We start from the raw sequence: 23,400 nt of genomic DNA, 5'->3' as shown, positions 1-23,400 counted from the left end.
ACGATGTCCTTCGCGCAAACTCAGCCCAGCACGTCGCCGACCGGCGTGTAATCGTAGCCCAGCTCAGTCGCAACAGCCTCGAAGGTCACTTTCCCGGCGTGGACGTTCAGCCCGTTCGCAAGGTGGGGGTCCGCCTTGAGCGCCGCCTTCCAGCCCAGGTTGGCGATCGCCAGCGCATGGGGCAGGGTGACGTTGTTGAGCGCATAAGTGCTGGTGCGGGCCACCGCGCCGGGCATGTTGGCGACGCAATAGTGGACGACCCCGTCCACCACGAAAGTCGGATCGGCATGGGTGGTGGCATGGCTCGTCTCGAAGCAGCCGCCCTGGTCGATGGCGACATCCACCAGTACCGCGCCGGCCTTCATGGTGCCCAGCATCTCGCGCGTTACCAGCTTGGGCGCGGCGGCGCCGGGGATCAGCACGGCGCCGATCACGAGATCGGCCTCGGCCACGCTCTCGGCAAGGTTGGCGGTGCTGGAGAAGCGGGTCTTGGCGCGCGCCTCGAAGTGGATGCCGAGCCGTTCGAGCACGTCGGGGCTGCGGTCGAGGATGGTCACGTCGGCGCCGAGGCCCACCGCCATCTGCGCGGCATTGAAGCCGACCACGCCGCCGCCGATCACCGCCACCTTGCCCGGCATCACGCCGGGAACGCCGCCCAGCAGCACGCCGCGTCCGCCATGGGCCTTTTCCAGCGCGGTGGCGCCGGCCTGGATCGACATGCGCCCCGCGACCTGGCTCATCGGCTTGAGCAGCGGAAGCTGGCCGCCGGGGCCGGTCACGGTCTCGTAAGCGATCGCGGTGACGCCGGACTTCACGAGATCGGCGGTCTGCTCGGGATCGGGCGCGAGGTGGAGGTAGGTGTAGAGGATCTGGCCCTCGCGCAGCATGGCGCGTTCGCCCGCTTGCGGTTCCTTGACCTTCACGACCATTTCGCAGCCTTCGAAGACCTCGCTCGCCGATGCCACGATCTTCGCGCCCTGACGGGTATAATCGGCGTCGCTGGCGCCGATGCCGAGACCCGCGCCGCTTTCCACCCAGACTTCGTGCCCGTGCGCCACGAGTTCGCAGGCGCTCTCCGGCGTCAGGCCGACGCGGTATTCGTGGTTCTTGATTTCCCTGACGGTACCGACACGCATGTTTTCCACTCCGGCAAAATTCTCTCCTGCCCGTGAGATACACCCGGCACCCTGCAATGTTTCACCGAATTGGGGCTTGTCAGAAAGAAGAACAGGAATATTTCCCACTCTTGAAACAAACGACAAGAGAATTTTCCATGGACCGGGCGGACCGCGCACTTCTTGGTGCGTTGCAGGCAGACTCCTCGCGCTCGATCGCCGAACTGGCCGCGCTGGTGAATCTCTCGCCGTCTGCCTGCCATCGCCGTATCCGCGCGCTGGAGGAGCAGGGTCTGATCCTGGGATATGCCGCAAGGGTGGATGCCAGGCGGCTCGGGCTTGCCGTGGAGGTCTTCGTCGAGATCACGCTGACCAGCCAGACCCGCGAAGCGATGGAGCGCTTCGAACGCGCGGTGGGGGATTTCGAGGATATCCTCGAATGCCACCTCATGTCAGGCGCGGCGGATTACCAGTTGCGCGTCGCCGCCGCCGACCTCGATCATTACGACCGCATCCACCGGGACTGCCTGGCGCGGCTGCCGGGGGTTTCCTCGATGCGGACCAGCTTCTCGCTGCGGCGGATCAAGCGCTTCGAAGGCTATGCGGTGCCCTGACCGCCGCCGGTGGCCGATCGCCTTCAGTGAGCGTCGCGCAGGTCCTGGGTGAGGATGCGGTCACGGGCGGCGCGCAGATCGCCGGTCTCGTACTGGATCGACAGGCGCTCCTTGTCGCTGGAGCGATAGGTATTCTCGGCAATGTCGATCTGTTCGAGGGACAGGCCGAGCACTTCCAGCGCCTCGCGGCCCATGACCACGGCCGATTCCATCACTTCGCGGACCATGAAGGTGACGGGTGCGTCCTTCAGGCGGATCATCGCGCGGCGGTCGTAGACGCGGGCGACGATGCGGGCATCCGGGAAAGCCTCGTGGACGTTGAGGAGGAAGCTTTCCGAAAGCTGGTCGCCGTCGATGCAGAACACGATCATCTGCGCATGGCCCGCGCCTGCCTGCCGCAGCAGGTCGATACGGGTGCCGTCGCCGAACCAGACTTTCGCGCCGAAGCCGCTGGCCACGTCGATCATCTCGATATCGGTGTCGATCAGCGTCACCTGGATATCGGCGGCGATCATCACTTGCGCCACGGTCTGGCCGAAGCGGCCGTAGCCGACGACCAGCGCGCTGGCACCGTCCTTGCGCGGGCCTTCGCGGGTTTCCTTGCTGACGGGCATTTCGCGGATGCGCGCGGTGGCCATCATCAGGAACGGGGTGGTGATCATGGACAGGGTGACGATGGCGCTGAACAGGCTGGCCGCCTGCGGCTCGATCAGCCAGGCGTTCTGGGCCTGGGCGAAGAGCACGAAGCCGAATTCGCCGCCCTGGCTCAGCAGCAGGCCAAGCGCCAGCGCGCTGCGCCAGTTCATCCTGAACAGCAGGCCGAGGCCGAAGATCACCGATGCCTTCACCGCGATCAGCGCCACCGCCATGGCGGCGACGAACATCGGCCGCTCGGCAATGGCCGAAAGGTCCAGCATCATGCCCACCGACATGAAGAAGAGGCCGAGCAGGATCGAGCGGAACGGCTCCACGTCCGCTTCCAGTTCGTGGCGATAGGGGGTATCGGCCAGCATGACCCCGGCGATGAAGGCCCCCAGCGCGGTCGACAGGCCGAGCGACTGCATCAGCGCGGCCGAGGCGATTACCGTGAACAGCGCGGCGAAGACGAACATCTCGCGCTCGCCCAGGTTGCCGATCAGGCGGAACAGCGGCCGGATCACGAAGCGCCCGGCCAGGATGAGCCCGGCGATGGCGGCCAGCGTCTCCAGCACCAGGATCCAGCCCGGAGGGCCTTCCGGCAGGTGCGGGTTGCGGTTCATCGCCGCGATGATGGTGATGAGCGGGATGATCGAGAGGTCCTGGAACAGCAGGACCGCGAAGGAACGCTCGCCGAACGGGGTGTTGAGGCGTCCGGCGCTCTGGAGCATCGGCAGGACCTGCGCCGTCGAGGACAGGCCGAGCGGCAGGCCCAGCGCCAGCGATGCGGCGACGCTGAACCCGGTCGAATAGAAGATCACCGCCGAAACCGCGAGGCCGCACAGGGTCACTTGCAGGAAGCCGAGCCCGAAGATCTCGCTGCGCATCCGCCACAGCCGCCGCGGCGCCAGTTCGAGGCCGACGATGAACAGCAGCAGCGTGATCCCCAGTTCCGCGATCCCCAGCTTGTTCTCGGCATCGCCGACGAGGCCGAAGGCATAGGGCCCGAGAATGGCCCCCGCGAGCAGGTAGCCCAGGGTGGCGCCAAGGCCGAGGCGGCGGAACAGCAGGACGAAGGCAAGCGCCGTTCCGAGCAGCAGGAAGCCGTCGTTCAGCAGGAATGCCTGAGTATGATCTTCCATCGGGGCCTTTCGGGCGGGAAGCGGAAAAAGCGGGGCGCGAAGGGGTTACTTAGAACCTCGCAGCGCAGCGCGTAACCCTCGATGGAGGGGGGCCGGAGAAGTTTGGCCGAATTTATCCGCGCCGCCTAGCGGGGCAATATTCCCGTACAGACGTACTTCAGCACCAGCCCGTCCTCGCCTGCCCACTGTACCGCGGAAACCGCCGGGCTGGCGTCGCTCCAGTCCCGCAGGACGGCGCCGTTCGGCTGGACGATCCGCCAGTGATAGGACAGCACCCGCCCGTTCGCGCAGTCCACCGCGCGGTCGGCGTAGAGCATGGTGCCTTGCGGATAGCCGCCACCGGCGCGCAGCAGCACCTGCATCTGCTGGAACTGCCGCCCGATCATGCCGCTCTTCACGCTCAGCTTGTCCACATAGATCCTGCGGCCGAGCATGTTCTCCACATTCGGCACGAAGAGGCGCTGCCACTGCGCGGTCGCGGCGGCGAGCGTCGGCGCCGCGATCAGGCTCAGGCTCAGGCCCAGGCTCAGGCTCAGGCTCAGGCTCAGGGATGCCAGGACGGGAAGCACGGCCAGAAGCGGAGGGTGCGGCCTATTCATCGCGATCAGAGCGGGCTGCCGTTTTCGTCGCGATAGATGTCGCGGCGGCCGACATGGTTGGCGGGGCCGACGTAACCGTCCTGCTCCATGCGTTCGACCCATTTGGCGGCAGTGTTGTAGCCCACGCCCATCTGGCGCTGGAGCCACGAGACCGAGACCTTCTGGTTCTCGAACACGAGCTGGCAGACCTGGCGGTACTTGCGCTCTTCCGGTGCATCCGAAGCGGTGGCGTCGAGGTCGTCGAAGCCGAAGGAGCCTTCTTCCGGCTCTTCGGTGACGGCATCGACGTAATCCGGCTTGCCCTGTCCGCGCCAGTGGTCGGCAACGTGTTCGACTTCCTCGTCCGAGACGAAGGGGCCGTGGACGCGCTTGATCGGGTCGGTGCTGGGTTTGTAGAGCATATCGCCCTTGCCCAGCAGCTGCTCGGCGCCCTGTTCGCCCAGGATGGTGCGGCTGTCGATGCGGCTGGTGACGGCGAAGGAGATGCGGGTCGGCAGGTTGGCCTTGATGACGCCGGTGATGACGTCGACCGAGGGGCGCTGGGTCGCCATGATGAGGTGGATGCCCGCGGCGCGGCTCTTCTGGCTGAGGCGCTGGATCAACACTTCGATTTCCTTGCCGACGGTGACCATGAGGTCTGCCAGTTCGTCGACGATGAGGACGATCTGCGGCAGCGCCTCGTAGTCGAGCTGGCGGTCCTCGTAGAGTTCCTCGCCGGTCTCGGGATCGAAGCCGATCTGGATGCGGCGGCCCAGCGGCTTGCCCTTGGCGGCGGCGGTGCGGACCTTCTCGTTGAAGCTGGCGAGGTTGCGCACGCTGATCTCGCTCATCTGGCGGTAGCGGCGCTCCATTTCCTCCACCGCCCACTTCAGCGCGCGCACGGCCTTGGGCGGTTCGGTGACGACGGGCGAGAGCAGGTGCGGGATGTCGTCGTAGCTCTTGAGTTCCAGCACCTTGGGATCGACGAGGATCAGGCGGCACTGCGCCGGGGTCAGGCGGTAGAGCAGCGAGAGCAGGATCGCGTTGAGGCCGACCGACTTACCCGAACCGGTCGTACCGGCGACGAGCAAGTGCGGCATCGTCGCAAGGTCGGCGACCACGGGTTCGCCGGCGATGTCCTTGCCCAGGATGATCGGCAGCATGCCCTTGTGATTGGCGAAGGCCTCGGAGGCGACCATCTCCTTGAACGAGACCATCTGGCGGTCGGCGTTGGGCAGTTCGATGCCCATGACGGTGCGCCCCGGAATCGAGGAGACGCGCGCCGAGATCGCGCTCATGTTGCGGGCGATATCGTCGGCCAGGCCGATCACGCGGCTGGCCTTGATGCCGGGTGCAGGCTCCAGTTCGTACATGGTGACGACGGGGCCGGTGCGCACGGCCGTGATCTCGCCCTTGACGTTGAAGTCGTCGAGCACGGTTTCCAGCAGGCGCGCGTTGCGTTCGAGGCTGAGCTTGTCGACCTTGGGCTGCGAATTGGGCGGCGGGTCGGCCAGCAGGTCGAGACCCGGCAGCGCGTACTTGTCGAACATGTCCTTCTGGCGGTTGCCGAGGGTGAGCTGCGCAGGGGTGGGGCTGGCCTTGGGGTCGCTGATCTCCGGGGCCTTGCGCGGCTTTTCCGAAGGACCGTCGATCCCGGCGGGCGCTTCCGCGCGGGCGGCGGCGCGGGGCTTGTCGTCCGCCGTTTCGCGCAGTTCCGCCTTCTTCGCGGCAGCGGCCGGAGCGGGGCCATCCTCTCGCGCGCGGCCGATGCGGCCGGGGAGGGTCAGCAGGCGCACCCAGTCGAACGCGAAGACCTGCCCGATCAGCGCCACGCCCGCCAGCGCGCAGAGCAGCGCCAGAACGAGCGTGATCCAGCCCTGCACGGCCGCCGGCGTGAAGGCGGAGATCGAATTGATGGCCTTGGCGCCGAGCAGGCCGGTGATGCCGCCCATCGAGGCGGGAAGGACGCCGCCGGGCTCGGTGAACAGCAGCGACATGACGGTGGCGATCAGCATCATGGCGATCGCCAGCACCGCCACCGGGCGCCACCAGCGCTGGTTCGAATGCTCGATCTCGTTGTCGTCCTCCTCGACCAGCAGCCAGAGCTTGCGGGCGAAGACGTAAAGCAGGGGAATGAAAAGCGCCGCGACCGGGCCGAACAGCACGAGCGCGCGCTCCGCCACCCAGGCGCCGACCGATCCCATCCAGTTCTGCGCGGGGCCGCCTGCCGCCGTGGAGGCGGAGGGGTCCGTCTGGTGATAGCTCACCAGCGCAAGGGCGAGGAACGCCATCGCCGCGAACAGCGCCAGCGCGCCGCTCAACTCGGAGGCGCGGCGCAGAGAACGCTTCATGACGGCGCGCCAGTTCGGCTTGGCGATTCGCCGTCCGGGCGCGAGGGGCCGTGTGGCCATTGGAAATTCCCCCTGGAAATCGGGCCTTGGTCGGGCCCTGGATAATGCGCTCTGGCGGGACTCGCCGTCAAGAATGGATCGGGAACACCCTTGTGGGTGATCGGGCAAGGCCCTGAATCGCGGCCCATTTTCGCGTCGGCAGATGGCGTGCCCGATGCCCGGTCATGCCGCCAAGCGCAATCACCGTAACGCCGGAACGTGCGGCGAGAAGGTGGAAACGCACCGGGCCGAGCGTGCCTGCGCCGGGGTGGGAGCGGGTGGGAAACACCGGCGAGAGCAACACGGCGTCGGCACGGGCCCGGCGGGCTTCGGCGATTTCGCGCAGGGAATGGACGGTGACGAGGCGCAAGGTCGCGGGCCCGGGGGCGAGGTTTCCGGCCGCTCCGTAAGCGCCGTCCGCCCGCCATTCCCGCGCCTGCCGGGCGGTGCCGGACAGGACCACGCGGTGCCCGAAGCGCCGCGCGGCGCGGGCAAGCGCCTCGAACCGCGCCCGGCGATCGGCCGGCGCGAGGTGATAGTGCCGGTAGATCAGGCCCGATCCGCGCGGAAGCCGGGCAAGGGCGTGCTCCAGCCCGCGATCGTTGCGGGCATCGCTCACCAGCCAAATGTCGGGAAGCGGCGATCTGGAAGGACGAGGCATCTGGCGGTTCGGCACGATGGCGCTATAGCAGCGCGCCATGGATCAGCCAGCATCTCCGCTCGAAGACATTCGCGCCCGCATCGCGCAAGCCGCGCATATCGCCGGCCGCGAGCCCGCGTCGATCGAACTCGTCGCCATTTCCAAGACTCACCCGGCCGAGGCCATCGCGCCCCTGATCGCACAGGGCCAGCGCGTGTTCGGTGAGAACCGCGTGCAGGAAGCGGAGGCCAAGTGGCCCGCCCTGCGCGAGGCGCACCCCGACCTGCGGCTCCACCTCGTCGGCCAGCTTCAGTCGAACAAGGCGGAAGACGCGCTGGCGCTGTTCGACTGCATCCACTCGGTCGACCGGCCGTCGCTGGTTTCGGCGCTGGGCAAGGCGATGGACAAGGCCGGGCGGCAGGTTCCCTGTTTCGTGCAGGTCAACATCGGCGCGGAAGAGCAGAAGGGCGGCTGCGCGATTGCCGAGGTGCCCGCGCTGCTGGCTGCCGCGCGCGAGGCGCAGATTCCCGTTGCTGGCCTGATGTGCGTGCCGCCGTTCGGCATCGAGGCGGCGCCGTTCTTCGCGCTGCTCGCCAAGATCGCGGCGGACAACGGCGTTTCGCAGCTCTCGATGGGCATGAGCGACGATTTCGAGGTCGCGGTCATGCTTGGCGCCACGCATGTGCGGATCGGCAGCGCGCTGTTCGGCGCGCGGGACTGATCGAAATCTTCCCGACTTGTCCCGGATCGAGTCCGGGACAAGTCGGGTTCATTCCTCGGCCGTCACTTTCAGTTCGGCGAATCCAGCTCGTTGCCGGTCAGCGTCACGACGTGCAGCAGGTTGGTCGAGCCCGGGGTGCCGAAGGGCACGCCCGCCAGCGCCACCAGGCGCGTGCCGGCGGCGCCGAAGCCGTGGCGCAGGGCCATGCGCTTGCCCTTGGCGATCATTTCCTCGAAGCTGCCGATATCCTTGGTGGTCACCGTATGGGCGCCCCACAGCAGCGCGAGGCGGCGGGCGGTCTTCATCGAGGGGGTCAGCACCAGCATCGGCGCACCGGGACGCTCGCGTGCGACGCGGCGGGCCGAACCGCCCGAGCCGGTGAAGACGATGATGCCTTCGATCGGCAGGGTGTCGGCGATGGTGGCGCAGGATGCCGAGAGCGCGTCTGCCGTGGTGGCATCGGGCGGGGTCTGGGCGAGGTGGATGCGTTCGCGGTAGGTGGAATCGGTTTCCACCTTCACGGCGATGCGGTCCATGATGGTCACGGCTTCGACCGGCCACTGGCCTGCCGCCGTCTCGGCCGAGAGCATAACCGCATCGGCACCGTCATAGACGGCGTTGGCGACGTCGGACACTTCGGCGCGGGTGGGCGAGGGGCTGGTGATCATCGATTCCAGCATCTGCGTGGCCACCACCACCGGCTTGCCGATGGCGCGGGTCTTGGCGATGATGTGCTTCTGGATCGGGGGCACTTCCTCGGGCAGCAGTTCCACGCCGAGATCGCCGCGGGCGACCATGATGCCGTCCGAGAGCTCGATGATACCATCGATCGCATCGACCGCAGCCGGCTTCTCGATCTTCGACATGAGCGCACAGGCCCCGCCGATCAGGCGGCGAGCCTCGGCCACGTCTTCGGGACGCTGGACGAAGGAGAGCCCGATCCAGTCCGCGCCCTGCTCCACCGAGAAAGCGAGGTCGCGGCGGTCCTTGTCGGTCAGCGCCGGGACCGGGACGATGGCGTCAGGCACGTTCACGCCCTTGCGATCCGAGATGTAGCCGCCGACTTCGGCGGTGCACAGGATCGAATCGGCTTCCGGCTTGATGACCACGAGGCGCAGCTTGCCGTCGTCGATCAGCAGGCGCTGGCCCTTCTGGAGGATGCCGAACAGTTCGGGATGGGGCAGGCAGACGCGGTTCTCGTCACCCGGAGTGGGATCGCGGTCCAGCGTGAAGTGCGCGCCGTGGCGCAGGAAGACCTTGCCTTCCGCGAAAGTGCCGACGCGCAGCTTGGGGCCCTGGAGGTCGCACAGGATGGAGACCGGGCGCATCAGGTCCTTTTCGACCGCGCGGATGTTGGCGATGGTTTCGCGGTGGGTTTCATGGTCGCCATGGCTCATGTTGACGCGGAAGGCGTCGGCGCCGGCCTTGAGCAGCTTGGCGATCGTCTCCTTGTCGCGGCTGGCAGGCCCCAGCGTGGCGAGAATCTTCACCTTGCGCTGGCGCTTGATGCCGCGATGGTGCGGCGAACGGCGAAACGGAGGGGTGGTGGCCAAAATCTGTCTGCCTCTCTTTCGATATTTCGGCGACATATGGCAAAGGCGGCATGACAAACCAAGGACGATTGGCAGAAATATGAACGGAAACGACCAGATCGACCAGCTTGACGACGCCGTGGCCGCCGCCGCGTTCCGTCGCCTCGTGCGCCACCTCCAGAACCGCCACGATGCCCAGAACATCGACCTGATGGGATTGGCCGGATTCTGCCGCAACTGCCTGGCCGACTGGATCGTCGATGCCGGGTTCGCAGGCGACAGGGCCGCCGCCCGCGAAGTGATCCACGGCATGCCGTTCGGGGAATGGAAGCAGGCCTACCAGACCGAGGCGACGCCGGAGCAGATCGCGCGGATGGAAGAAAGCGTGAAGAAGAACGTCCCGGGGCACTGATCCTTCGGCCGTCGGCGACCCTGTGGCCCGGTTCGCCGGGTCGCCGCCCGCGCGGTTGCGTCGATCAGGAACTCGCGAGCTTCATGAGCACGAGCCCGGCGAGGATCAGTCCGGCGGCGGCAAGGCGCATGACGCTCAGCGTTTCTCCGAGGAGCACGATCCCCACCGCGAAAGCGCCCAGAGCGCCGATGCCCGTCCACACCATGTAGGCGGTGCCGAGCGGCAGCACCCGCATCGCCCAGGAAAGCAGGCCGAAGCTGGCGAGCATCGCGGCGAGCGTGACGATGCTGGGCCACAGCCGGGTGAAGCCGTGGGACTGTTTCATGGCCGAAGCCCAGACGACTTCGAACAAACCGGCAATGACGAGAACGATCCAGGGCATGGCAGTGGGCATCGGCAACCTCCAAAAAGTGGCTGCCGGGCCGTCCCGGACTTGAATCCTTCAGGGCCGAAGCCGCTGAAAGCCGGGAACGTTGTCACCGTTTACGCTGCTTAGCCAAGGGGGCGGGCAGAGGCAACCGGGGCACTTTTCCCGCTCTACGCACAGGATTTCCACAGGGGGCGCCTTTGCCCGAATCCGGTGCAGCCGCTATCAGCCGCCGCCAAACCGATTCACGATTTTTTCTGGAGCACCAATACCGATGGCCGAAACCACCGACGATCGCCTGCGTCTGCTGATCGAGCGCGTCGAGCGCCTCGAAGAGGAAAAGAAGGGCATTTCGGACGACATCCGCGACGTCTACAACGAAGGCAAGGCAGTCGGCTACGACGTCAAGATCATGCGCCAGATCGTCCGCATCCGTAAGATGAAGCCGGACGACCGCCGCGAGATGGACATGCTGCTCGATACCTACAAGACGGCTCTCGGCATCGACTGATCGCCTGAAAAGGCAAGGTTGCTTTCCGTTGTGCGGGTCCGGCGAATTTTCGGCCGGGCCCGCGCAGGACGCTTGCGTTCCAGCGGGGCGGTTGCCCTCTGCCCTGCGCCTGTTGTAAGGGCGCCCATCCTTTCGACAGAACAACGAATACGGCGGACCCAATGGCAGGCCATTCCAAATTCAAGAACATCATGCACCGCAAGGGCGCGCAGGACAAGAAGCGCTCGGCGCAGTTCAGCAAGCTCAGCCGTGAAATCACCGTTGCGGCCAAGATGGGCATGCCCGATCCGGACATGAACCCGCGCCTGCGCGCCGCCGTCAACGCGGCCAAGGCGCAGTCGATGCCCAAGGACAACATCCAGCGCGCGATCGACAAGGCCAGCAAGGGCGATGCCGAGAACTACGAGGAAGTGCGCTACGAGGGTTACGGCCCCGGCGGCGTCGCCCTCATCGTCGAGGCGCTGACCGACAACCGCAACCGCACCGCCACCAACGTGCGCACCGCTTTCTCCAAGAACGGCGGCAATCTTGGTGCTTCGGGCGCGGTTTCGCACGGTTTCGAGCGTCTCGGCCTGATCGAGTATCCCGCCAGCGTGGGTGACGAGGACAAGGTCCTCGAAGCCGCCATCGAAGCCGGTGCCGACGATGTCGAGAGCGACATGGGCGATGGCGACGAGAATCCCGGCAGCCACCAGATCTGGGTCTCGGTCGATTCGCTTCACGAAGTCGCCCGCGAACTGGAAAAGGTCCTTGGCGAAGCCGAGGGCGTGAAGCTGGCGTGGAAGCCCAACCTCACCGTCGATGTCGATGCCGACACCGCCGGCACGCTGATGAAGCTGGTCGATACTCTCGAAGACGACGACGACGTCCAGACCGTCTGGGGCAATTACGAAATCTCGGACGAAGTCATGGAGAAGCTGGGCTGATCCAGCTTCCCGTAGCGTCCGTTTTCCCGGTGCTCGCGGTAGCGGCACTGGGAGCCGCGTGCCTGGCGCTTTCGCCTGCCGGGCCGGCGGTCGCGGACAGCGGCGCGCCAGTGGCCAGCCACTGCGTGCCGGGCGAGCGGGTGCTCTACTCCTGCGCGTTCCCGCGCGGAGTGGGGTCGCTCTGCTCCGACGGCGAGACCGTGCATTATCGCTACGGCCCGCGCGGAAAGGCGGAGATCGACCTTGCCGGCCTGCCGGACTGGTCGAACGTGCGCGTCGGCGACGTGCGCGGGCAGGGCAACGGCTATGAACGGCATGTCCGCATCAGCCGCGGCCGCTTCCATTACGTCGTGTTCGAAGGGATGAACGGCGAACTGAGCGAGAGCCCGGGGCGGGCCTATTCGGGCATCGCCGTGCTGGAAGGCGCGCGCGGGGAACGGGAACTCACCACCCTGTCGTGCCCCGGACGGTCCGCGCACGACCTTTCCGCTCCCCTCCTCCAGGAACGCGCCGAAGCGGAGGAGCCGAACGGCCCCTTCGACATGTGGTACTGAGGCGATGATCATCATCGGGCTCGACCCGGGGCTGACCTGCACCGGCTGGGGCATCGTCGCCAAGAGCGGCAGCCGGCTCAGCCATATCGCCAACGGCCAGATCCGCACGGACGCCAAGGCCGGAATGGCCGAACGGCTGGTCGAACTCGATGCCGCGCTCACTGACGTGATCCTGCATCACCGTCCGGATTCGGGCGCGGTGGAGGAGGTCTTCGTCAACGTGAACCCGCAATCGACGCTCAAGCTCGGTCAGGCGCGCGGCGTTGCCATGCTCAGCCTTGCGCGGGCCGGAATGCCGGTGGCGGAATATTCCACCAAGGTCATCAAGAAGGCGCTCGTCGGCACCGGCGGGGCGGACAAGAAGCAGATCCAGCATATGCTCAAGGTCCTGCTGCCCGGCGTGACGCTGGCGGGCGAGGATGCCTCGGACGCGCTGGCGGTGGCCATCACGCATGCCAACATGCTCGGCAGCCATCGCTGACGGAACCGGCAGGGGGCAGCGCCGTTGCCTCTTCATGGACAGTACCGACGAGAACTGGATGCGCGAGGCCCTGCGTCTTGCGGTGGAGCGAAAGGGCACCGACCCGTCGCACACCCCTATCGCCGCGCTGGTCGTGCTGGGGGACCGCCTCGTCGCCTCGGGCGTCAATCGTACCGCCGAATGCTGCGATGCCACCGCCCACGCCGAGATCGAAGCCTTCCGCGCCGCTGGCAAGGCGATGGGCGACATGCGCATCGAAGGCGCCACGCTCTATTCCACGCTCCAGCCCTGCGGCATGTGCACCATGGCCGCGATCTGGGCTGGGGTTAGCCGCATCGTCCATGGCGCGGGGCGCGGCGATGTCCATCCGATGTACTTCGAGGATCGCCACCTCTCGACGCTCGATTTCGTGGCGGACGCCTACAAGGACGACCTGACGCTGAGAGGCGGCGTGCTCGCGCAGGATTGCGCCGCGCTCTATTACCGGCCGTGGGACGATGTGCCCGAGGATCAGCAAGCGAACCTTTAAGCGCCTAGAGCCCCGCCCGCTCGATCGAGCTCTGGAGATTGTACACCGGGTCAGGAGTGCAGCTTCCCGGGCGAAGGTAGAGGCAGGGCTGCTCCTTCGGAAGTTGCCGGCAGGCGATCTTCTCGTACCCTTCCGCCCCTCGCGGGCGTTCGCTTCCCGCCAGCAGGGCATTGGCCGCCCGGGCAAGCCCCGGAGGAAGCGGTTTGCGCCCCTCCTGCACGCCCTTGGGCGCCACCGAGATCGGCAGGTCGCGGGGCAGGATCGAAGGCACCACGTAGAGATAGTAGGATTCGGCTACGGCAAGCCGGCAGACGCGCGGGTCCTGCGCGGCTGCTATCGCCAGTTCGCTCAGTCCGCCGCCTCCGCGCATCGATCGGTAGCCGCCGGTCGTCGCGAAGGAGGCGAAGCTGAGCAGCGCCCAGATCGCCATGGTCGCCGCCAGTGGAAGCGTATCGCGTCGACCGGCCGTCCGGTTTCTCAGCAGCCAGTCCACCAGCGTCAGGGAGCCGATGCCCGCGATCGTCAGGGTGCCGAGCGTGGCGATCCAGACGAAGCGGTATTCCTTGTGCGCGATCAGGCTGTGCGCAGCCACGGTGAGCGCGGCAGCGAGAAGCAGCGGGGCATATCGCCGCGCCGCCGGAACCACGGCAATCACGGCGAACAGCAACGGTGCGGCGCCGAAATGGCGATAGAATTCGAACAGGTATTCAAGCGGCCCGCTGGTTCCGAAGCCAGCCGCCTTGCCCTCGCCGATGTTCTTGGTGAGGTTGGCGATCACCCAGCCGAACGGCACAGCGCCGCGCGCAAGATCGCTTGCCGCGCCGATCGCCAGCGCCGCGATGCCGCCGATCGCCAGCGGTTTCCACCGCCTGACGTCGGCGAACAGGGCTGAAAGGGCGAGCACCGCCACGAAAGGTGCGAACTGGAAACGGACGAGCAGGCCGATGCCGAGCAGGAAGCCGCTGCCGGTGATCGCCGCGCGGCCGGCGGCGCTGTCCAGGAGCGGAGCGGCGGCAAGCAGGATCAGGGCCGCGGCAAGGCTTTCCGACAGCAGCAGGTCGGAGAACAGCACGCTCTGCCACCATGTCGCCACGACGAACATCGCGACCAGCGCATGGCGGCGGGACGTCAGCGCGCCCAGTCGCCACGCGGCGGGAAGGGCCAGCAGCGTCAGCACGGCATAGCAGATCCGCGCGGCGTACATCGGCGCGAGAGTGCCCGGCGCCAGCCTGTGGGCGATCCACATCGGCAGGCAGAGAAGCTGCGGGATCAGTTCGTTGCGGATGCCGAAGCGCGTTTCCCACGGCAGCAGCCCATGCCCGGTGGCGAGCCGGTTGGCTTGTTCGAGATACTGCGCCAGTTCGTCGGGGTGCAGCAGGTCAAGCGGGGCGAAGGCCAGCGCCCTCAGCACCAGCGCAAGGATCAGCACGCCGCCTGTGACCAGCCACCCCGTTTGCCGGTTCCGGTTGCGCGTTCCGGCTGCGCCCTGCTGTCCGCTCTGCCCCATGCCTTCGTGCTAGCCGAGCGGCTGTGCCAAGTCATCCAGAGCCTTGGCGCTTTTCGCCCTTCCTTGGCCATCCGCGCTATGCCATAGGAACAAACCATGATCGCCAAGCTTACAGGTCTGCTCGACGACACCGGCCCCGACTGGGCGATTATCGACGTCAACGGCGTCGGTTATCTCGTCCATTGTTCGGCGCGCACGCTCGACCATCTCGGCATCCGGGGTGACAAGGTTGTCGTCCATACCGAGATGCAGGTCTCGGAAACCGACCAGCGCCTGATCGGCTTCACCAGCGGGGCGGAACGCAACTGGTTCCGCCTGCTGACGGCGGTGCAGGGCGTCGGTTCTAAAGTGGCGCTGGCGATCCTCTCGGCGCTGACGACCGAGGAACTGCAGCGCGCCTGTGCGGGCGGCGACAGCGCCATGGTCGCGCGCGCCAACGGCGTCGGCCCGAAGCTGGCCAGCCGCATCGTCAACGAACTCAAGGACAAGGCGGGCGGCATGCCCACCGTGCCCGGAGCGCCGGGCCTTGCGGCGGTGGCGGCACCTGCCGGATTTTCCAGCGCAGATGCCGTTTCCGCACTCCAGAACCTCGGCTTCAAGCCCGCAATCGCCGCGATGGCGGTCGGCAAGGCGGTGGAGGAACTGGGCGAGGATGCCGGGCTCAACGACCTTGTCCGCGTCGCGCTGAAGAAGGCGGCGGGGTGAACAAGGTTTTCGTCCCGCCCCAATGTCATCCTGAACTTGCGTCAGCGGCCTTGTCGCCGCGTGCTCCGGAACCGGCGCGGTGTTGAGGCGCCGGTATATGATTGTGTCGGCGCTCGCGCTTGCTGCCGCGGCCGGTTATCTGTCTATCCGCAATGACCTTGCCATCGACCATTGTTTGGACGGGGGCGGAGCGTGGGATTACACGAAGAAGGTTTGCCGTTTTCAATGACCGATAATCCCATCCTTACCTCTGCCCGCCAGCCCGAGGACGTCGATGCGGCGCTGCGGCCCAAGACGCTTGCCGAATTCGTCGGGCAGGCTGCGGCGAAGGACAATCTTCGTGTCTTCATCGAAAGCGCCAAGTCGCGCCGCGAGGCGATGGACCATGTGCTGTTCTTCGGGCCTCCGGGCCTCGGCAAGACCACGCTGGCGCAGATCGTCGCGCGCGAACTGGGCGTGGGTTTCCGCGCCACCAGCGGCCCGGTGATCGCCAAGGCGGGTGACCTTGCCGCGCTGCTGACCAATCTCGAACACGGCGACGTGCTGTTCATCGACGAGATCCACCGCCTCAATCCGGTGGTCGAGGAAGTGCTCTACCCGGCGATGGAGGACCGTGCGCTCGATCTCATGATCGGCGAAGGCCCTTCGGCGCGCTCGGTGCGGATCGACCTGCCGCCCTTCACGCTGGTCGGTGCGACGACGCGTCAGGGCCTGCTCCAGACGCCGCTGCGCGATCGTTTCGGCATTCCGGTGCGTCTCCAGTTCTACACTGTGGAGGAACTGGAAAAGGTCGTGACCCGCGGCGCCGGGCTGCTGGGCATCGGCATCGACAAGGGCGGCGCGACCGAGATCGCCCGCCGCGCGCGCGGCACCCCGCGCGTCGCAGGCCGCCTGATGCGCCGCGTGCGCGATTTCGCCCATGTCGCGGGCAGCGATATCATCACTCACGAAATCGCCGATGACGCGCTGACGCGGCTGGAAGTCGATTCCATCGGCCTCGATGCGCAGGATCGCCGCTACCTGCGGATGATCGCCGGTATCTACAAGGGCGGCCCGGTGGGTGTGGAGACACTGGCGGCGGGCCTGTCCGAGCCGCGCGACACGATCGAGGAAGTGATCGAGCCCTACCTGATCCAGCTCGGCCTCGTCGCGCGGACTGCGCGCGGGCGCTGCCTGAACGACATGGGCTGGCAGCACCTGGGCATGACGCCGCCGCAATCCGGAGGCCCGCAGGGCCCCATTCCGGGCGGACTTTTCGATTCGGAAGGCGATTGAGGGAAAGGCGATTTCCGCCAGAAAACTGTCGGTTGTGTTTACAGACCTGTCTTTCGATAGTCCCGCTTCGGCACAGGTTGTGCGTTACATCGGAAAACTAACGCGATTTCCCGCTACGGGACTGTCGAAACTCGGTTAACGGCATTGTTCCGTTAACCGCTCTCTGCGCTTGTTGATGGCAAGTCGGTTCAAGTGGTGTCGGTCGCAGTCGCACACGAGCCGAGCAGAACGAAGAGAGAGACGATCATGTCGGTTCGGATGGCCTTGGCGAAACTGTCTGCCTGTGCGGCGGGCTGCGCTATCATTGGCGGCGGCGCCGTCCATGTCGCCGAGACTCAGAAGAGCGGTGTCGAGTATCGCAAGCTGAAGTCGGCGAAGGTCGCGAAAGTGGCGAAAGTCGAGCGTCCGGCCAGGCGCCTCGTGCGCAAGGAGCCGGAACGGACCACCAGGCGCATGCGCCGCATCGTCAAGCGGACCTGCTGCGACCAGCCGCAAGTGGCCATGGTGCCGCTGCCCCCGCCCTACATTCCGCCCGCCCCGCCGCCGAGCTACGCCGGCGGCAGCGGCGGCGCGCCGGTCGTGATCGGCGGCGGAGGAGGCGGTTTCGGCGGTGGTTTCTTCGGCGGCTTCTTCGGCGGCGGCGGTGGTTCTAGCGGCGGCAACGTCATCATCAGCTCGACCAGCAGCGGTGGTTCCACCTCCAGTTCATCGTCCACCGGCGGACTGACGACCACGACGACCGGCGGATCGACGTCTTCCTCTTCCTCGACCGGCGGTCTCACGACCACCACGACCACGGGGGGGCTGACCACCACCACAACAACGGGCGGAATCACCTCGACGACGACTTCGTCCAGTTCCGGCGATGTTTCGACCAGCACGAGTTCCTCCACCTCGTCGTCCAGTTCCACCTCCTCGTCCAGTTCAACGTCGTCGTCGACGAGCAGTTCGAGTTCGACCTCGACATCGTCGGGCTCGACCGGTTCGTCAGGTTCGACCACCACTTCGACCGGCGGAGATGGTTCGCCGCCTGGACCGCCGACCGACGTTCCGGCACCGCCGATGCTGATCCTGTTTGGCGCGGCGGCGGCAGCGGTGATCGGTCGCCAGCGGCTGGCCCGCCGCAAGACCTGAGTTTCCCACCACCGGGGGAAGCAGGAAGGGCGGCGCCTCGGCGCCGCCCTTTTTCGTGTCCGGTCATGTCGCCGAGGCAGCGCCAAAAGGAAAACCCCGCCCCGCGCGAACGCGGGACGGGGTTTTACCGAGCCGGTTAAGGCTGCCGGTCGCTTAGGCGGCCAGCTTGCGCAGCACGTACTGCAGGATGCCGCCGTTGTTGAAGTATTCCACTTCGTTGGCGGTATCGATGCGGCACAGCGCGGTGAAGGTGAAGGTCGAACCGTCCGGACGGGTCACTTCGACTTCCACGTCCTGGCGCGGCTTGAGGCTGGCAACGCCCTTGATCGTGAAGGCGTCGTCGCCGGTCAGGCCGAGCGACTGGCGGCTGTCGCCGTCCTTGAACTGCAGCGGAAGCACGCCCATGCCGACCAGGTTCGAACGGTGGATACGCTCGAAGCTCTCGACGATCACGGCGCGCACGCCGAGCAGGTTGGTGCCCTTGGCCGCCCAGTCGCGCGACGAACCGGTGCCGTACTCCTTGCCGGCCACGACCACCATCGGCGTGCCTTCGGCCTTGTACTTCTGCGCCACGTCGTAGACCGGCAGGACCTCTTCACCGAAGCGGCTCATGCCGCCTTCGATGCCGGGGACCATTTCGTTGCGGATGCGGATGTTGGCAAAAGTGCCGCGCATCATGACTTCGTGATGGCCACGGCGCGAACCGTAGGAGTTGAAGTCCGCCTTGGCGACCTGGTGCTCCATCAGCCACTGGCCTGCCGGGCTGTCGGCCTTGATCGAACCGGCCGGCGAGATGTGGTCGGTGGTGATCGAATCGCCGAGGATCAGCAGGGGCTTCGCCTCGATGATGTCGTTCACCGGCGCCGGGGTCATTTCCATGCCCTCGAAGTACGGCGGGTTGGCGACGTAGGTCGAACCGGCGCGCCACGAGTAGGTGTCCGAACCGACGACGTTGATCGCCTGCCAGTGCTTGTCGCCCTTGTAGACGTCGGCGTATCGGGCCTGGAACATGCCGCGATCGACGCAGGCATTCATCGTGGTGCTGACTTCGAGGTTGGTCGGCCAGATGTCCTTGAGGTAGACGTCCACGCCGTCCTTGCTCACGCCGATCGGGGTGGTGGTGAAGTCTTCCACCACGGTGCCCTTCAGAGCGTAGGCGACGACCAGCGGCGGCGAGGCCAGGAAGTTCGCGCGCACGTCCGGCGAGACGCGGCCTTCGAAGTTGCGGTTGCCAGAGATGACCGCCGAGGCGACGAGGCCGTTCTCGTTGATCGCCTTCGAGATCGGTTCCGCGAGCGGGCCCGAGTTACCGATGCAGGTGGTGCAGCCGTAGCCGACCAGGTTGAAGCCGATGTTGTCGAGGTGAGACTGGAGACCGGCCTTGTTCAGGTAGTCGGTGACGACCTGCGAACCCGGTGCCAGCGAGGTCTTGACCCAGGGCTTGGGCTTCAGGCCCAGTTCGTCGGCCTTCTTGGCGACGAGACCTGCCGCAACCAGCACGCCCGGGTTCGAGGTGTTGGTGCACGAGGTGATGGCGGCGATCATGACGTCGCCGTCACCGATGTCGAAGTCCTTGCCTTCCACGGGAACGCGGGTGGCGGTCTTCTTGTAGGTGTCGGCCATGTCCTTGTTGAACACGTCGTCGACGTCGGGAAGCGCGACCCAGTCCTGCGGACGCTTCGGGCCGGCGAGCGAAGGCACGACGGTCGACATGTCGAGTTCGAGGGTCGAGGAGAAGATCGGGTCGGCGGCGGCCGGGTCGATCCAGAAGCCCTGTTCCTTGGCATAGGCTTCGACGAGGGCGATCTGCTCTTCCTCGCGGCCGGTGAGGCGCAGGTAGTCGATGGTCTTTTCGTCGATGCCGAAGAAGCCGCAGGTGGCGCCGTATTCCGGGGCCATGTTGGCAAGCGTCGCACGGTCGGCAAGGCTCAGCGAGGCGAGGCCGGGGCCGAAGTATTCGACGAAGCGGCCGACCACGCCGTGCTTGCGCAGCATGGCGGTGCAGGTCAGCACGAGGTCGGTGGCGGTGACGCCTTCCTGAAGCTCGCCGGTCAGCTTGAAGCCGACGACTTCGGGGATGAGCATCGAGACCGGCTGGCCGAGCATCGCGGCTTCCGCCTCGATGCCGCCCACGCCCCAGCCCAGCACGCCCAGGCCGTTGACCATGGTGGTGTGGCTGTCGGTGCCGACGCAGGTGTCGGGATAGGCGACCAGTTCACCGTTCTGGTCTTCGCTCGACCAAACGGTCTTGGCGATGTTTTCCAGGTTCACCTGGTGGCAGATGCCGGTGCCCGGGGGAACGGCGTAGAAGTTGTCGAGCGACTTGGAGCCCCACTTGAGGAAGTCGTAGCGCTCCATGTTGCGCTGATATTCGATTTCCACGTTCTCTTCGAACGCCTTGGGGTGGCCGAATTCGTCGACCATGACCGAGTGGTCGATCACCAGGTTCACGGGAACCAGCGGGTTGATCTTGCTGGTGTCGCCGCCGAGGGTGGCGATGGCATCGCGCATGGCGGCCAGATCGACCACGCAGGGAACGCCGGTGAAGTCCTGAAGCAGAACGCGGGCGGGACGGTACTGGATCTCGTCGCCGGTAACCGGGTTCTTCTGCCAGTCGGCAACCGACTGGATGTCCTTGGTCGAGACGGTGAAGCCGCCGTCCTCGAAGCGCAGGAGGTTTTCAAGAAGGACCTTCATCGAGAAGGGAAGGCGCGAAACGTCGCCAACCTTTTCGGCAGCCTTCTTGAGAGAGTAGTAGGCGATCTGCTTGCCGCCGACTGTCATGGTGCTGCGGGTGCCGAGCGTATCCTGTCCGACCTGGGTCATATTGGGTATTATCCCCTTCTGTATGGAGCGTGCCACGTGAAGAGCGGCTATTCCGAAACCCACTAGCCCAGGTTCCGAAAATCATCGCCGTGCTGCATCGCGACAAGCGGATTCTTCGGCCCCGCCGATGCGCGTTCGCGGCCCTCAGGTCAAGGGGGCGTGCGTGGTGACTAGGACTCGACTTTTGCGTTTCTTGCACCTGCCCAGCAGCCGATCATGATGAGAATCGTCCCGGCAACGGTGGAGACATCAAGTCGCTCCCCGAACATCAGCCAGCCCAGCAGGGCGGCCCAGAAGAAGCCGGTATATTCGATCGGCAGCAGTACTTGCGTCTCGGCACGGGCATAGCCCCAGGACAGGAACAGCAGGGCACTTGTCGCCAGCGCCGCTCCGGCAAGGATGAGAACCAGGCTCCGCCCATCCGGCACGACCGCGAACCAGGGCGAAAAAGCCAGGAAAATCAGCGTAACGAGCAGGTTCTGGAACTGCGCGATCTCCACCGGCCCTGCCAGCAGCGCCTGTTTGCGCTGGAGAACGAGGTTGATCGCATAGAACACGGCGGAGAGCAGGATCGCGGTCGTGCCCTCTATCGCCTCGTTCGAATAGCTCCCCGCGCCGAAGCGTCCGGCGCCGATCACCAGCACGCCCAGAATGCCCAGCAGCGAGGCGACGATGGCGCGGCGGCGGATCGTCTCCCCCAGCAGGATCGCCGCGAAATAGAGCGCGATGATCGGCGAGACGAAGGAAATCGCGATTCCCTCGGCCATAGGAATTCGTACCAGGCCATAGAAAAACAGCGCAGCCATCGCCGAAGTGATCGCCGCGCGCAGGGCGTGGACCTTCAGTACCGCGCGCGAGGGTACCGGGCGGCCCGCGACGAGCCAGAGCGGAAGGGTGAGGATCGTGCCGAAGAGATTGCGCAGCAGCAGCGCGGTAAACACGCCGATCGCGATGGAGGCGCCCTTGATCGCGGCGTCCATCGCGCTGAACGTGGCGATCCCCGCAATCACCGCAAGCACCGGCAGGACTGAGGGACGATGGTCCGAAAGGGGGGCTGCGGCTGTACTCATCAGGCCCTGCCTGTCGCCGGGCGCAAGCCTCCAGGCAAGCAATTCATCGCAGCGACAGGCGAAATCCTTGATGTAGGCCTTATATAGGGGCAAAGCGGGGACTATCGGCAGCCGTCTTCACATGGCTGCGTTTCCTCCTTGCATCACACACGCATCACTACGGGCAGGTTCAGATCACAATGGCGAGTTTCATGAGGTTCGGTTGCAGCGTGCTGGCGGTCATCGCGGCGACGGGTCTCGCAGCGGAGCCGGCCCTGGCCCAGAAGGCGGATTCCGCCAGGACGGATACGGCAACGAAGAAGAAGACCGTGTCGACGCCGACCTCGATCCTGCCGACCACGCAGGCGACCCCGGCCGTGCCGTCTTCCGCTTCCACGAAGCCGGTCTCGCGCCCGGCCGTGCAGCCGGTCATCCAGCCCAGCGCGGTTCCCACTGCCATTCCGACCGTGTCCTATCCGGTCGTGCAGGATACGCTGCTGGCGGAGCCGGTGATGTCCTGGTCGGTGGCCGATGCCAAGGCGCTGCTGTCGACCGTGGGCTACATCGGCAAGGAAGGTCTCGTTCCGGCCGATTATCAGCCCGCCGCGCTTAAGGCGGCGATCGCCAAGGGTGAGGGTGACGACCTCGATGCGCTGGCGAGCCGCGTGTTCGGCTGGCTGATCGAGGATCTTCGCGACGGTCGCACGCCGATGAAGTCGCGCGTGCAGTGGTTCGCGGTCGATCCCGACCAGGATCTCATGCCGACCGCCCAGATCATGGCGCAGGCGCTTTCGGAGCATGACGTGGCGGGCGTCGTCGACAAGCTGGCCCCGACCAATCCCGACTATGCCGCGCTCAAGGCCGATCTCAACGCCACCCCCATGGCGAACAAGGCGCGCCGCGCGCTGATCCAGGCCAATATGGACCGCTGGCGCTGGCTCGCCCGCGACCTTGGCGACGTGTACCTGATGACCAACATTCCGGAATTCCAGCTCCGCCTCGTGGTCCGCAACAAGATCATCCGCAGCTACAAGACCGTGGTCGGCAAGCCCGGCCGCACGGCGACGCCGCAGCTCGCCGAAACGGTGAGCGCGGTGGTCTTCAACCCGACCTGGACGGTGCCGCAATCCATCGTGAAGGGTGAAGGCCTTGGCGCGAAGGTGCTGAACAACCCGACCTGGGCGCGCAATGCGGGCTACAAGGCCACCAAGAACGGCGACGGCACCATCACCGTGGTCCAGCAGCCCGGTGCCAACAACTCGCTTGGCCTGATGAAGATCGACATGCCCAACCCGCACGCGATCTATCTGCACGACACGCCGTCGAAGCAGTATTTCAACTCGGACGTGCGCGCCTTCAGCCATGGCTGCATCCGCACCGAGCGCGCGGTGGAACTGGGCATGACGATGGCCATTCTCGGCGCCAAGAAGAGCGCCACCGAAGCTGCCGAAATCTCTCGTTCCGGCACTTATACCAAGGTCGAGATGACCCGGACGTTCCCGGTCTACCTGACCTACTTCACATATGCCCGCTCGATCGACGGGCAGCTCAAGCCGTTCAACGATCTCTACGAACGCGACAAGCCGGTGCTCGACAGTTTCCTCGCCCCGCGCCAGATCAAGACCACCCAGCGCGCGAGCGAGGAAGAGATCATCAAGCTCGACAACCCGCTTTAAAAAGTGCGGGTTTCGCCTTGGCAACGGCGAAGCGGGCCGGACGGAGGTAACGCGCAGGCGATTGCCGGTGCTCCGGCCTT

The 23,400-nt window shown here is 66.1% G+C and carries 23 protein-coding genes; 12 read left to right on the top strand and 11 right to left on the bottom strand.

Annotated elements, in window-relative coordinates:
- Positions 1 to 20: 20 nt before the first annotated feature.
- Positions 21 to 1,136, bottom strand: a complete 1,116-nt coding sequence (ald, locus tag U9J33_RS00720) for an alanine dehydrogenase (protein WP_054442291.1) — start codon at positions 1,134 to 1,136, stop codon at positions 21 to 23.
- Positions 1,137 to 1,273: 137 nt separating this feature from the next.
- Between ald and U9J33_RS00715 the strand changes: the two genes are divergently transcribed.
- Complete coding sequence (locus U9J33_RS00715) at positions 1,274 to 1,729, top strand: Lrp/AsnC family transcriptional regulator (protein ID WP_054442223.1); 456 nt, start codon at positions 1,274 to 1,276, stop codon at positions 1,727 to 1,729.
- Between the two features lie 23 nt (positions 1,730 to 1,752).
- Here U9J33_RS00715 and U9J33_RS00710 read toward each other — a convergent pair whose 3' ends face one another.
- From U9J33_RS00710 to U9J33_RS00695, 4 genes are all read right to left on the bottom strand, one after another.
- A complete protein-coding gene (locus U9J33_RS00710; protein ID WP_054442224.1) occupies positions 1,753 to 3,507 on the bottom strand; it encodes a cation:proton antiporter in 1,755 nt (584 codons plus the stop codon).
- A 125-nt stretch (positions 3,508 to 3,632) separates the two neighbouring features.
- On the bottom strand, positions 3,633 to 4,076 hold the full coding sequence (locus U9J33_RS00705) for a hypothetical protein (protein WP_324697206.1): 444 nt from the start codon (positions 4,074 to 4,076) through the stop codon (positions 3,633 to 3,635).
- A 35-nt stretch (positions 4,077 to 4,111) separates the two neighbouring features.
- A complete protein-coding gene (locus tag U9J33_RS00700) occupies positions 4,112 to 6,496 on the bottom strand; it encodes an FtsK/SpoIIIE family DNA translocase (protein WP_324697204.1) in 2,385 nt (794 codons plus the stop codon).
- Between the two features lie 67 nt (positions 6,497 to 6,563).
- Positions 6,564 to 7,175, bottom strand: coding sequence for a thiamine phosphate synthase (locus U9J33_RS00695; protein WP_324697202.1), 612 nt, complete (start codon positions 7,173 to 7,175; stop codon positions 6,564 to 6,566).
- On the opposite strand from U9J33_RS00695, the gene U9J33_RS00690 reads away from it, so the two are divergent.
- Entirely contained in the window at positions 7,174 to 7,836 is a 663-nt protein-coding gene (locus U9J33_RS00690; RefSeq protein ID WP_324697200.1) for a YggS family pyridoxal phosphate-dependent enzyme, read from the top strand. The two genes, U9J33_RS00695 and U9J33_RS00690, sit on opposite strands and share 2 nt — an antisense overlap.
- Before the next feature lie 68 nt (positions 7,837 to 7,904).
- On the opposite strand, the gene pyk is transcribed toward U9J33_RS00690, so the two are convergent.
- A complete protein-coding gene (pyk, locus tag U9J33_RS00685) occupies positions 7,905 to 9,389 on the bottom strand; it encodes a pyruvate kinase (protein ID WP_292635473.1) in 1,485 nt (494 codons plus the stop codon).
- A 79-nt stretch (positions 9,390 to 9,468) separates the two neighbouring features.
- Between pyk and U9J33_RS00680 the strand changes: the two genes are divergently transcribed.
- Complete coding sequence (locus tag U9J33_RS00680) at positions 9,469 to 9,780, top strand: DUF1244 domain-containing protein (RefSeq protein WP_324697196.1); 312 nt, start codon at positions 9,469 to 9,471, stop codon at positions 9,778 to 9,780.
- A gap of 64 nt (positions 9,781 to 9,844) precedes the next feature.
- Here the strand turns inward: U9J33_RS00680 and sugE are convergent, their stop codons facing one another.
- Entirely contained in the window at positions 9,845 to 10,162 is a 318-nt protein-coding gene (gene sugE, locus U9J33_RS00675; RefSeq protein ID WP_054442293.1) for a quaternary ammonium compound efflux SMR transporter SugE, read from the bottom strand.
- A 259-nt stretch (positions 10,163 to 10,421) separates the two neighbouring features.
- Here sugE and U9J33_RS00670 point away from each other — a divergent pair, with 259 nt between their 5' ends.
- The 5 genes from U9J33_RS00670 (at position 10,422) to U9J33_RS00650 (ending at position 13,148) form a co-directional block, all read left to right on the top strand.
- Complete coding sequence (locus tag U9J33_RS00670) at positions 10,422 to 10,658, top strand: DUF2312 domain-containing protein (protein ID WP_021232392.1); 237 nt, start codon at positions 10,422 to 10,424, stop codon at positions 10,656 to 10,658.
- A 161-nt stretch (positions 10,659 to 10,819) separates the two neighbouring features.
- On the top strand, positions 10,820 to 11,584 hold the full coding sequence (locus U9J33_RS00665) for a YebC/PmpR family DNA-binding transcriptional regulator (protein ID WP_132468669.1): 765 nt from the start codon (positions 10,820 to 10,822) through the stop codon (positions 11,582 to 11,584).
- 29 nt (positions 11,585 to 11,613) lie between these two features.
- Complete coding sequence (locus U9J33_RS00660) at positions 11,614 to 12,138, top strand: hypothetical protein (protein WP_185998446.1); 525 nt, start codon at positions 11,614 to 11,616, stop codon at positions 12,136 to 12,138.
- Positions 12,139 to 12,142: 4 nt separating this feature from the next.
- Positions 12,143 to 12,619 carry a crossover junction endodeoxyribonuclease RuvC gene (gene ruvC, locus U9J33_RS00655; RefSeq protein WP_054442230.1) on the top strand — a complete coding sequence of 159 codons (477 nt, stop codon included), beginning with the start codon at positions 12,143 to 12,145 and terminating at the stop codon, positions 12,617 to 12,619.
- 34 nt (positions 12,620 to 12,653) lie between these two features.
- On the top strand, positions 12,654 to 13,148 hold the full coding sequence (locus U9J33_RS00650; protein ID WP_185998447.1) for a nucleoside deaminase: 495 nt from the start codon (positions 12,654 to 12,656) through the stop codon (positions 13,146 to 13,148).
- A 4-nt stretch (positions 13,149 to 13,152) separates the two neighbouring features.
- Here the strand turns inward: U9J33_RS00650 and U9J33_RS00645 are convergent, their stop codons facing one another.
- Positions 13,153 to 14,655, bottom strand: a complete 1,503-nt coding sequence (locus U9J33_RS00645; RefSeq protein WP_324697188.1) for a hypothetical protein — start codon at positions 14,653 to 14,655, stop codon at positions 13,153 to 13,155.
- Between the two features lie 96 nt (positions 14,656 to 14,751).
- Here U9J33_RS00645 and ruvA point away from each other — a divergent pair, with 96 nt between their 5' ends.
- The 3 genes from ruvA (at position 14,752) to U9J33_RS00630 (ending at position 17,769) form a co-directional block, all read left to right on the top strand.
- Positions 14,752 to 15,360: a Holliday junction branch migration protein RuvA gene (ruvA, locus tag U9J33_RS00640; protein ID WP_054442233.1), complete on the top strand. Its 609-nt coding sequence runs from the start codon at positions 14,752 to 14,754 to the stop codon at positions 15,358 to 15,360.
- Positions 15,361 to 15,585: 225 nt separating this feature from the next.
- Entirely contained in the window at positions 15,586 to 16,635 is a 1,050-nt protein-coding gene (gene ruvB, locus U9J33_RS00635) for a Holliday junction branch migration DNA helicase RuvB (protein WP_054442234.1), read from the top strand.
- A 258-nt stretch (positions 16,636 to 16,893) separates the two neighbouring features.
- The gene (locus U9J33_RS00630; protein ID WP_324699087.1) at positions 16,894 to 17,769 is read left to right on the top strand and encodes a PEP-CTERM sorting domain-containing protein; all 876 of its coding nucleotides are present in this window, start codon (positions 16,894 to 16,896) and stop codon (positions 17,767 to 17,769) included.
- Between the two features lie 153 nt (positions 17,770 to 17,922).
- On the opposite strand, the gene acnA is transcribed toward U9J33_RS00630, so the two are convergent.
- The 3 genes from acnA to U9J33_RS00615 all read right to left on the bottom strand — a co-directional run bounded on the left by acnA (position 17,923) and on the right by U9J33_RS00615 (position 22,104).
- Positions 17,923 to 20,595 carry an aconitate hydratase AcnA gene (gene acnA, locus U9J33_RS00625; RefSeq protein WP_132468670.1) on the bottom strand — a complete coding sequence of 891 codons (2,673 nt, stop codon included), beginning with the start codon at positions 20,593 to 20,595 and terminating at the stop codon, positions 17,923 to 17,925.
- A gap of 170 nt (positions 20,596 to 20,765) precedes the next feature.
- Entirely contained in the window at positions 20,766 to 21,665 is a 900-nt protein-coding gene (locus tag U9J33_RS00620) for a DMT family transporter (RefSeq protein ID WP_324697184.1), read from the bottom strand.
- A gap of 169 nt (positions 21,666 to 21,834) precedes the next feature.
- A complete protein-coding gene (locus tag U9J33_RS00615; RefSeq protein WP_243692594.1) occupies positions 21,835 to 22,104 on the bottom strand; it encodes a hypothetical protein in 270 nt (89 codons plus the stop codon).
- Positions 22,105 to 22,111: 7 nt separating this feature from the next.
- Here U9J33_RS00615 and U9J33_RS00610 point away from each other — a divergent pair, with 7 nt between their 5' ends.
- Positions 22,112 to 23,320, top strand: coding sequence for a L,D-transpeptidase family protein (locus tag U9J33_RS00610; protein ID WP_420719852.1), 1,209 nt, complete (start codon positions 22,112 to 22,114; stop codon positions 23,318 to 23,320).
- Positions 23,321 to 23,400: the final 80 nt, after the last annotated feature.

This window comes from Novosphingobium sp. RL4 (genome assembly GCF_035658495.1).
Classification (GTDB): domain Bacteria; phylum Pseudomonadota; class Alphaproteobacteria; order Sphingomonadales; family Sphingomonadaceae; genus Novosphingobium.
The sequence above is the reverse complement of the archived record's forward strand: the minus strand, read 5'-3'. Positions and strand labels throughout refer to the sequence as shown.

What these genes read in the sequence shown, in the direction of transcription:
- ald (WP_054442291.1), bottom strand. Translation starts at nt 1,136, where the DNA reads ATGCGTGTCGGTACCGTCAGGGAAATCAAGAACCACGAATACCGCGTC.
- U9J33_RS00715 (WP_054442223.1), top strand. Translation starts at nt 1,274, where the DNA reads ATGGACCGGGCGGACCGCGCACTTCTTGGTGCGTTGCAGGCAGACTCC.
- U9J33_RS00710 (WP_054442224.1), bottom strand. Translation starts at nt 3,507, where the DNA reads ATGGAAGATCATACTCAGGCATTCCTGCTGAACGACGGCTTCCTGCTG.
- U9J33_RS00700 (WP_324697204.1), bottom strand. Translation starts at nt 6,496, where the DNA reads ATGGCCACACGGCCCCTCGCGCCCGGACGGCGAATCGCCAAGCCGAAC.
- U9J33_RS00690 (WP_324697200.1), top strand. Translation starts at nt 7,174, where the DNA reads ATGGATCAGCCAGCATCTCCGCTCGAAGACATTCGCGCCCGCATCGCG.
- U9J33_RS00695 (WP_324697202.1), bottom strand. Translation starts at nt 7,175, where the DNA reads ATGGCGCGCTGCTATAGCGCCATCGTGCCGAACCGCCAGATGCCTCGT.
- U9J33_RS00680 (WP_324697196.1), top strand. Translation starts at nt 9,469, where the DNA reads ATGAACGGAAACGACCAGATCGACCAGCTTGACGACGCCGTGGCCGCC.
- sugE (WP_054442293.1), bottom strand. Translation starts at nt 10,162, where the DNA reads ATGCCCTGGATCGTTCTCGTCATTGCCGGTTTGTTCGAAGTCGTCTGG.
- U9J33_RS00670 (WP_021232392.1), top strand. Translation starts at nt 10,422, where the DNA reads ATGGCCGAAACCACCGACGATCGCCTGCGTCTGCTGATCGAGCGCGTC.
- U9J33_RS00665 (WP_132468669.1), top strand. Translation starts at nt 10,820, where the DNA reads ATGGCAGGCCATTCCAAATTCAAGAACATCATGCACCGCAAGGGCGCG.
- ruvC (WP_054442230.1), top strand. Translation starts at nt 12,143, where the DNA reads ATGATCATCATCGGGCTCGACCCGGGGCTGACCTGCACCGGCTGGGGC.
- U9J33_RS00650 (WP_185998447.1), top strand. Translation starts at nt 12,654, where the DNA reads ATGGACAGTACCGACGAGAACTGGATGCGCGAGGCCCTGCGTCTTGCG.
- U9J33_RS00645 (WP_324697188.1), bottom strand. Translation starts at nt 14,655, where the DNA reads ATGGGGCAGAGCGGACAGCAGGGCGCAGCCGGAACGCGCAACCGGAAC.
- ruvA (WP_054442233.1), top strand. Translation starts at nt 14,752, where the DNA reads ATGATCGCCAAGCTTACAGGTCTGCTCGACGACACCGGCCCCGACTGG.
- ruvB (WP_054442234.1), top strand. Translation starts at nt 15,586, where the DNA reads ATGACCGATAATCCCATCCTTACCTCTGCCCGCCAGCCCGAGGACGTC.
- U9J33_RS00630 (WP_324699087.1), top strand. Translation starts at nt 16,894, where the DNA reads ATGGCCTTGGCGAAACTGTCTGCCTGTGCGGCGGGCTGCGCTATCATT.
- acnA (WP_132468670.1), bottom strand. Translation starts at nt 20,595, where the DNA reads ATGACCCAGGTCGGACAGGATACGCTCGGCACCCGCAGCACCATGACA.
- U9J33_RS00620 (WP_324697184.1), bottom strand. Translation starts at nt 21,665, where the DNA reads ATGAGTACAGCCGCAGCCCCCCTTTCGGACCATCGTCCCTCAGTCCTG.
- U9J33_RS00615 (WP_243692594.1), bottom strand. Translation starts at nt 22,104, where the DNA reads ATGGCAGTGGGAACCGCGCTGGGCTGGATGACCGGCTGCACGGCCGGG.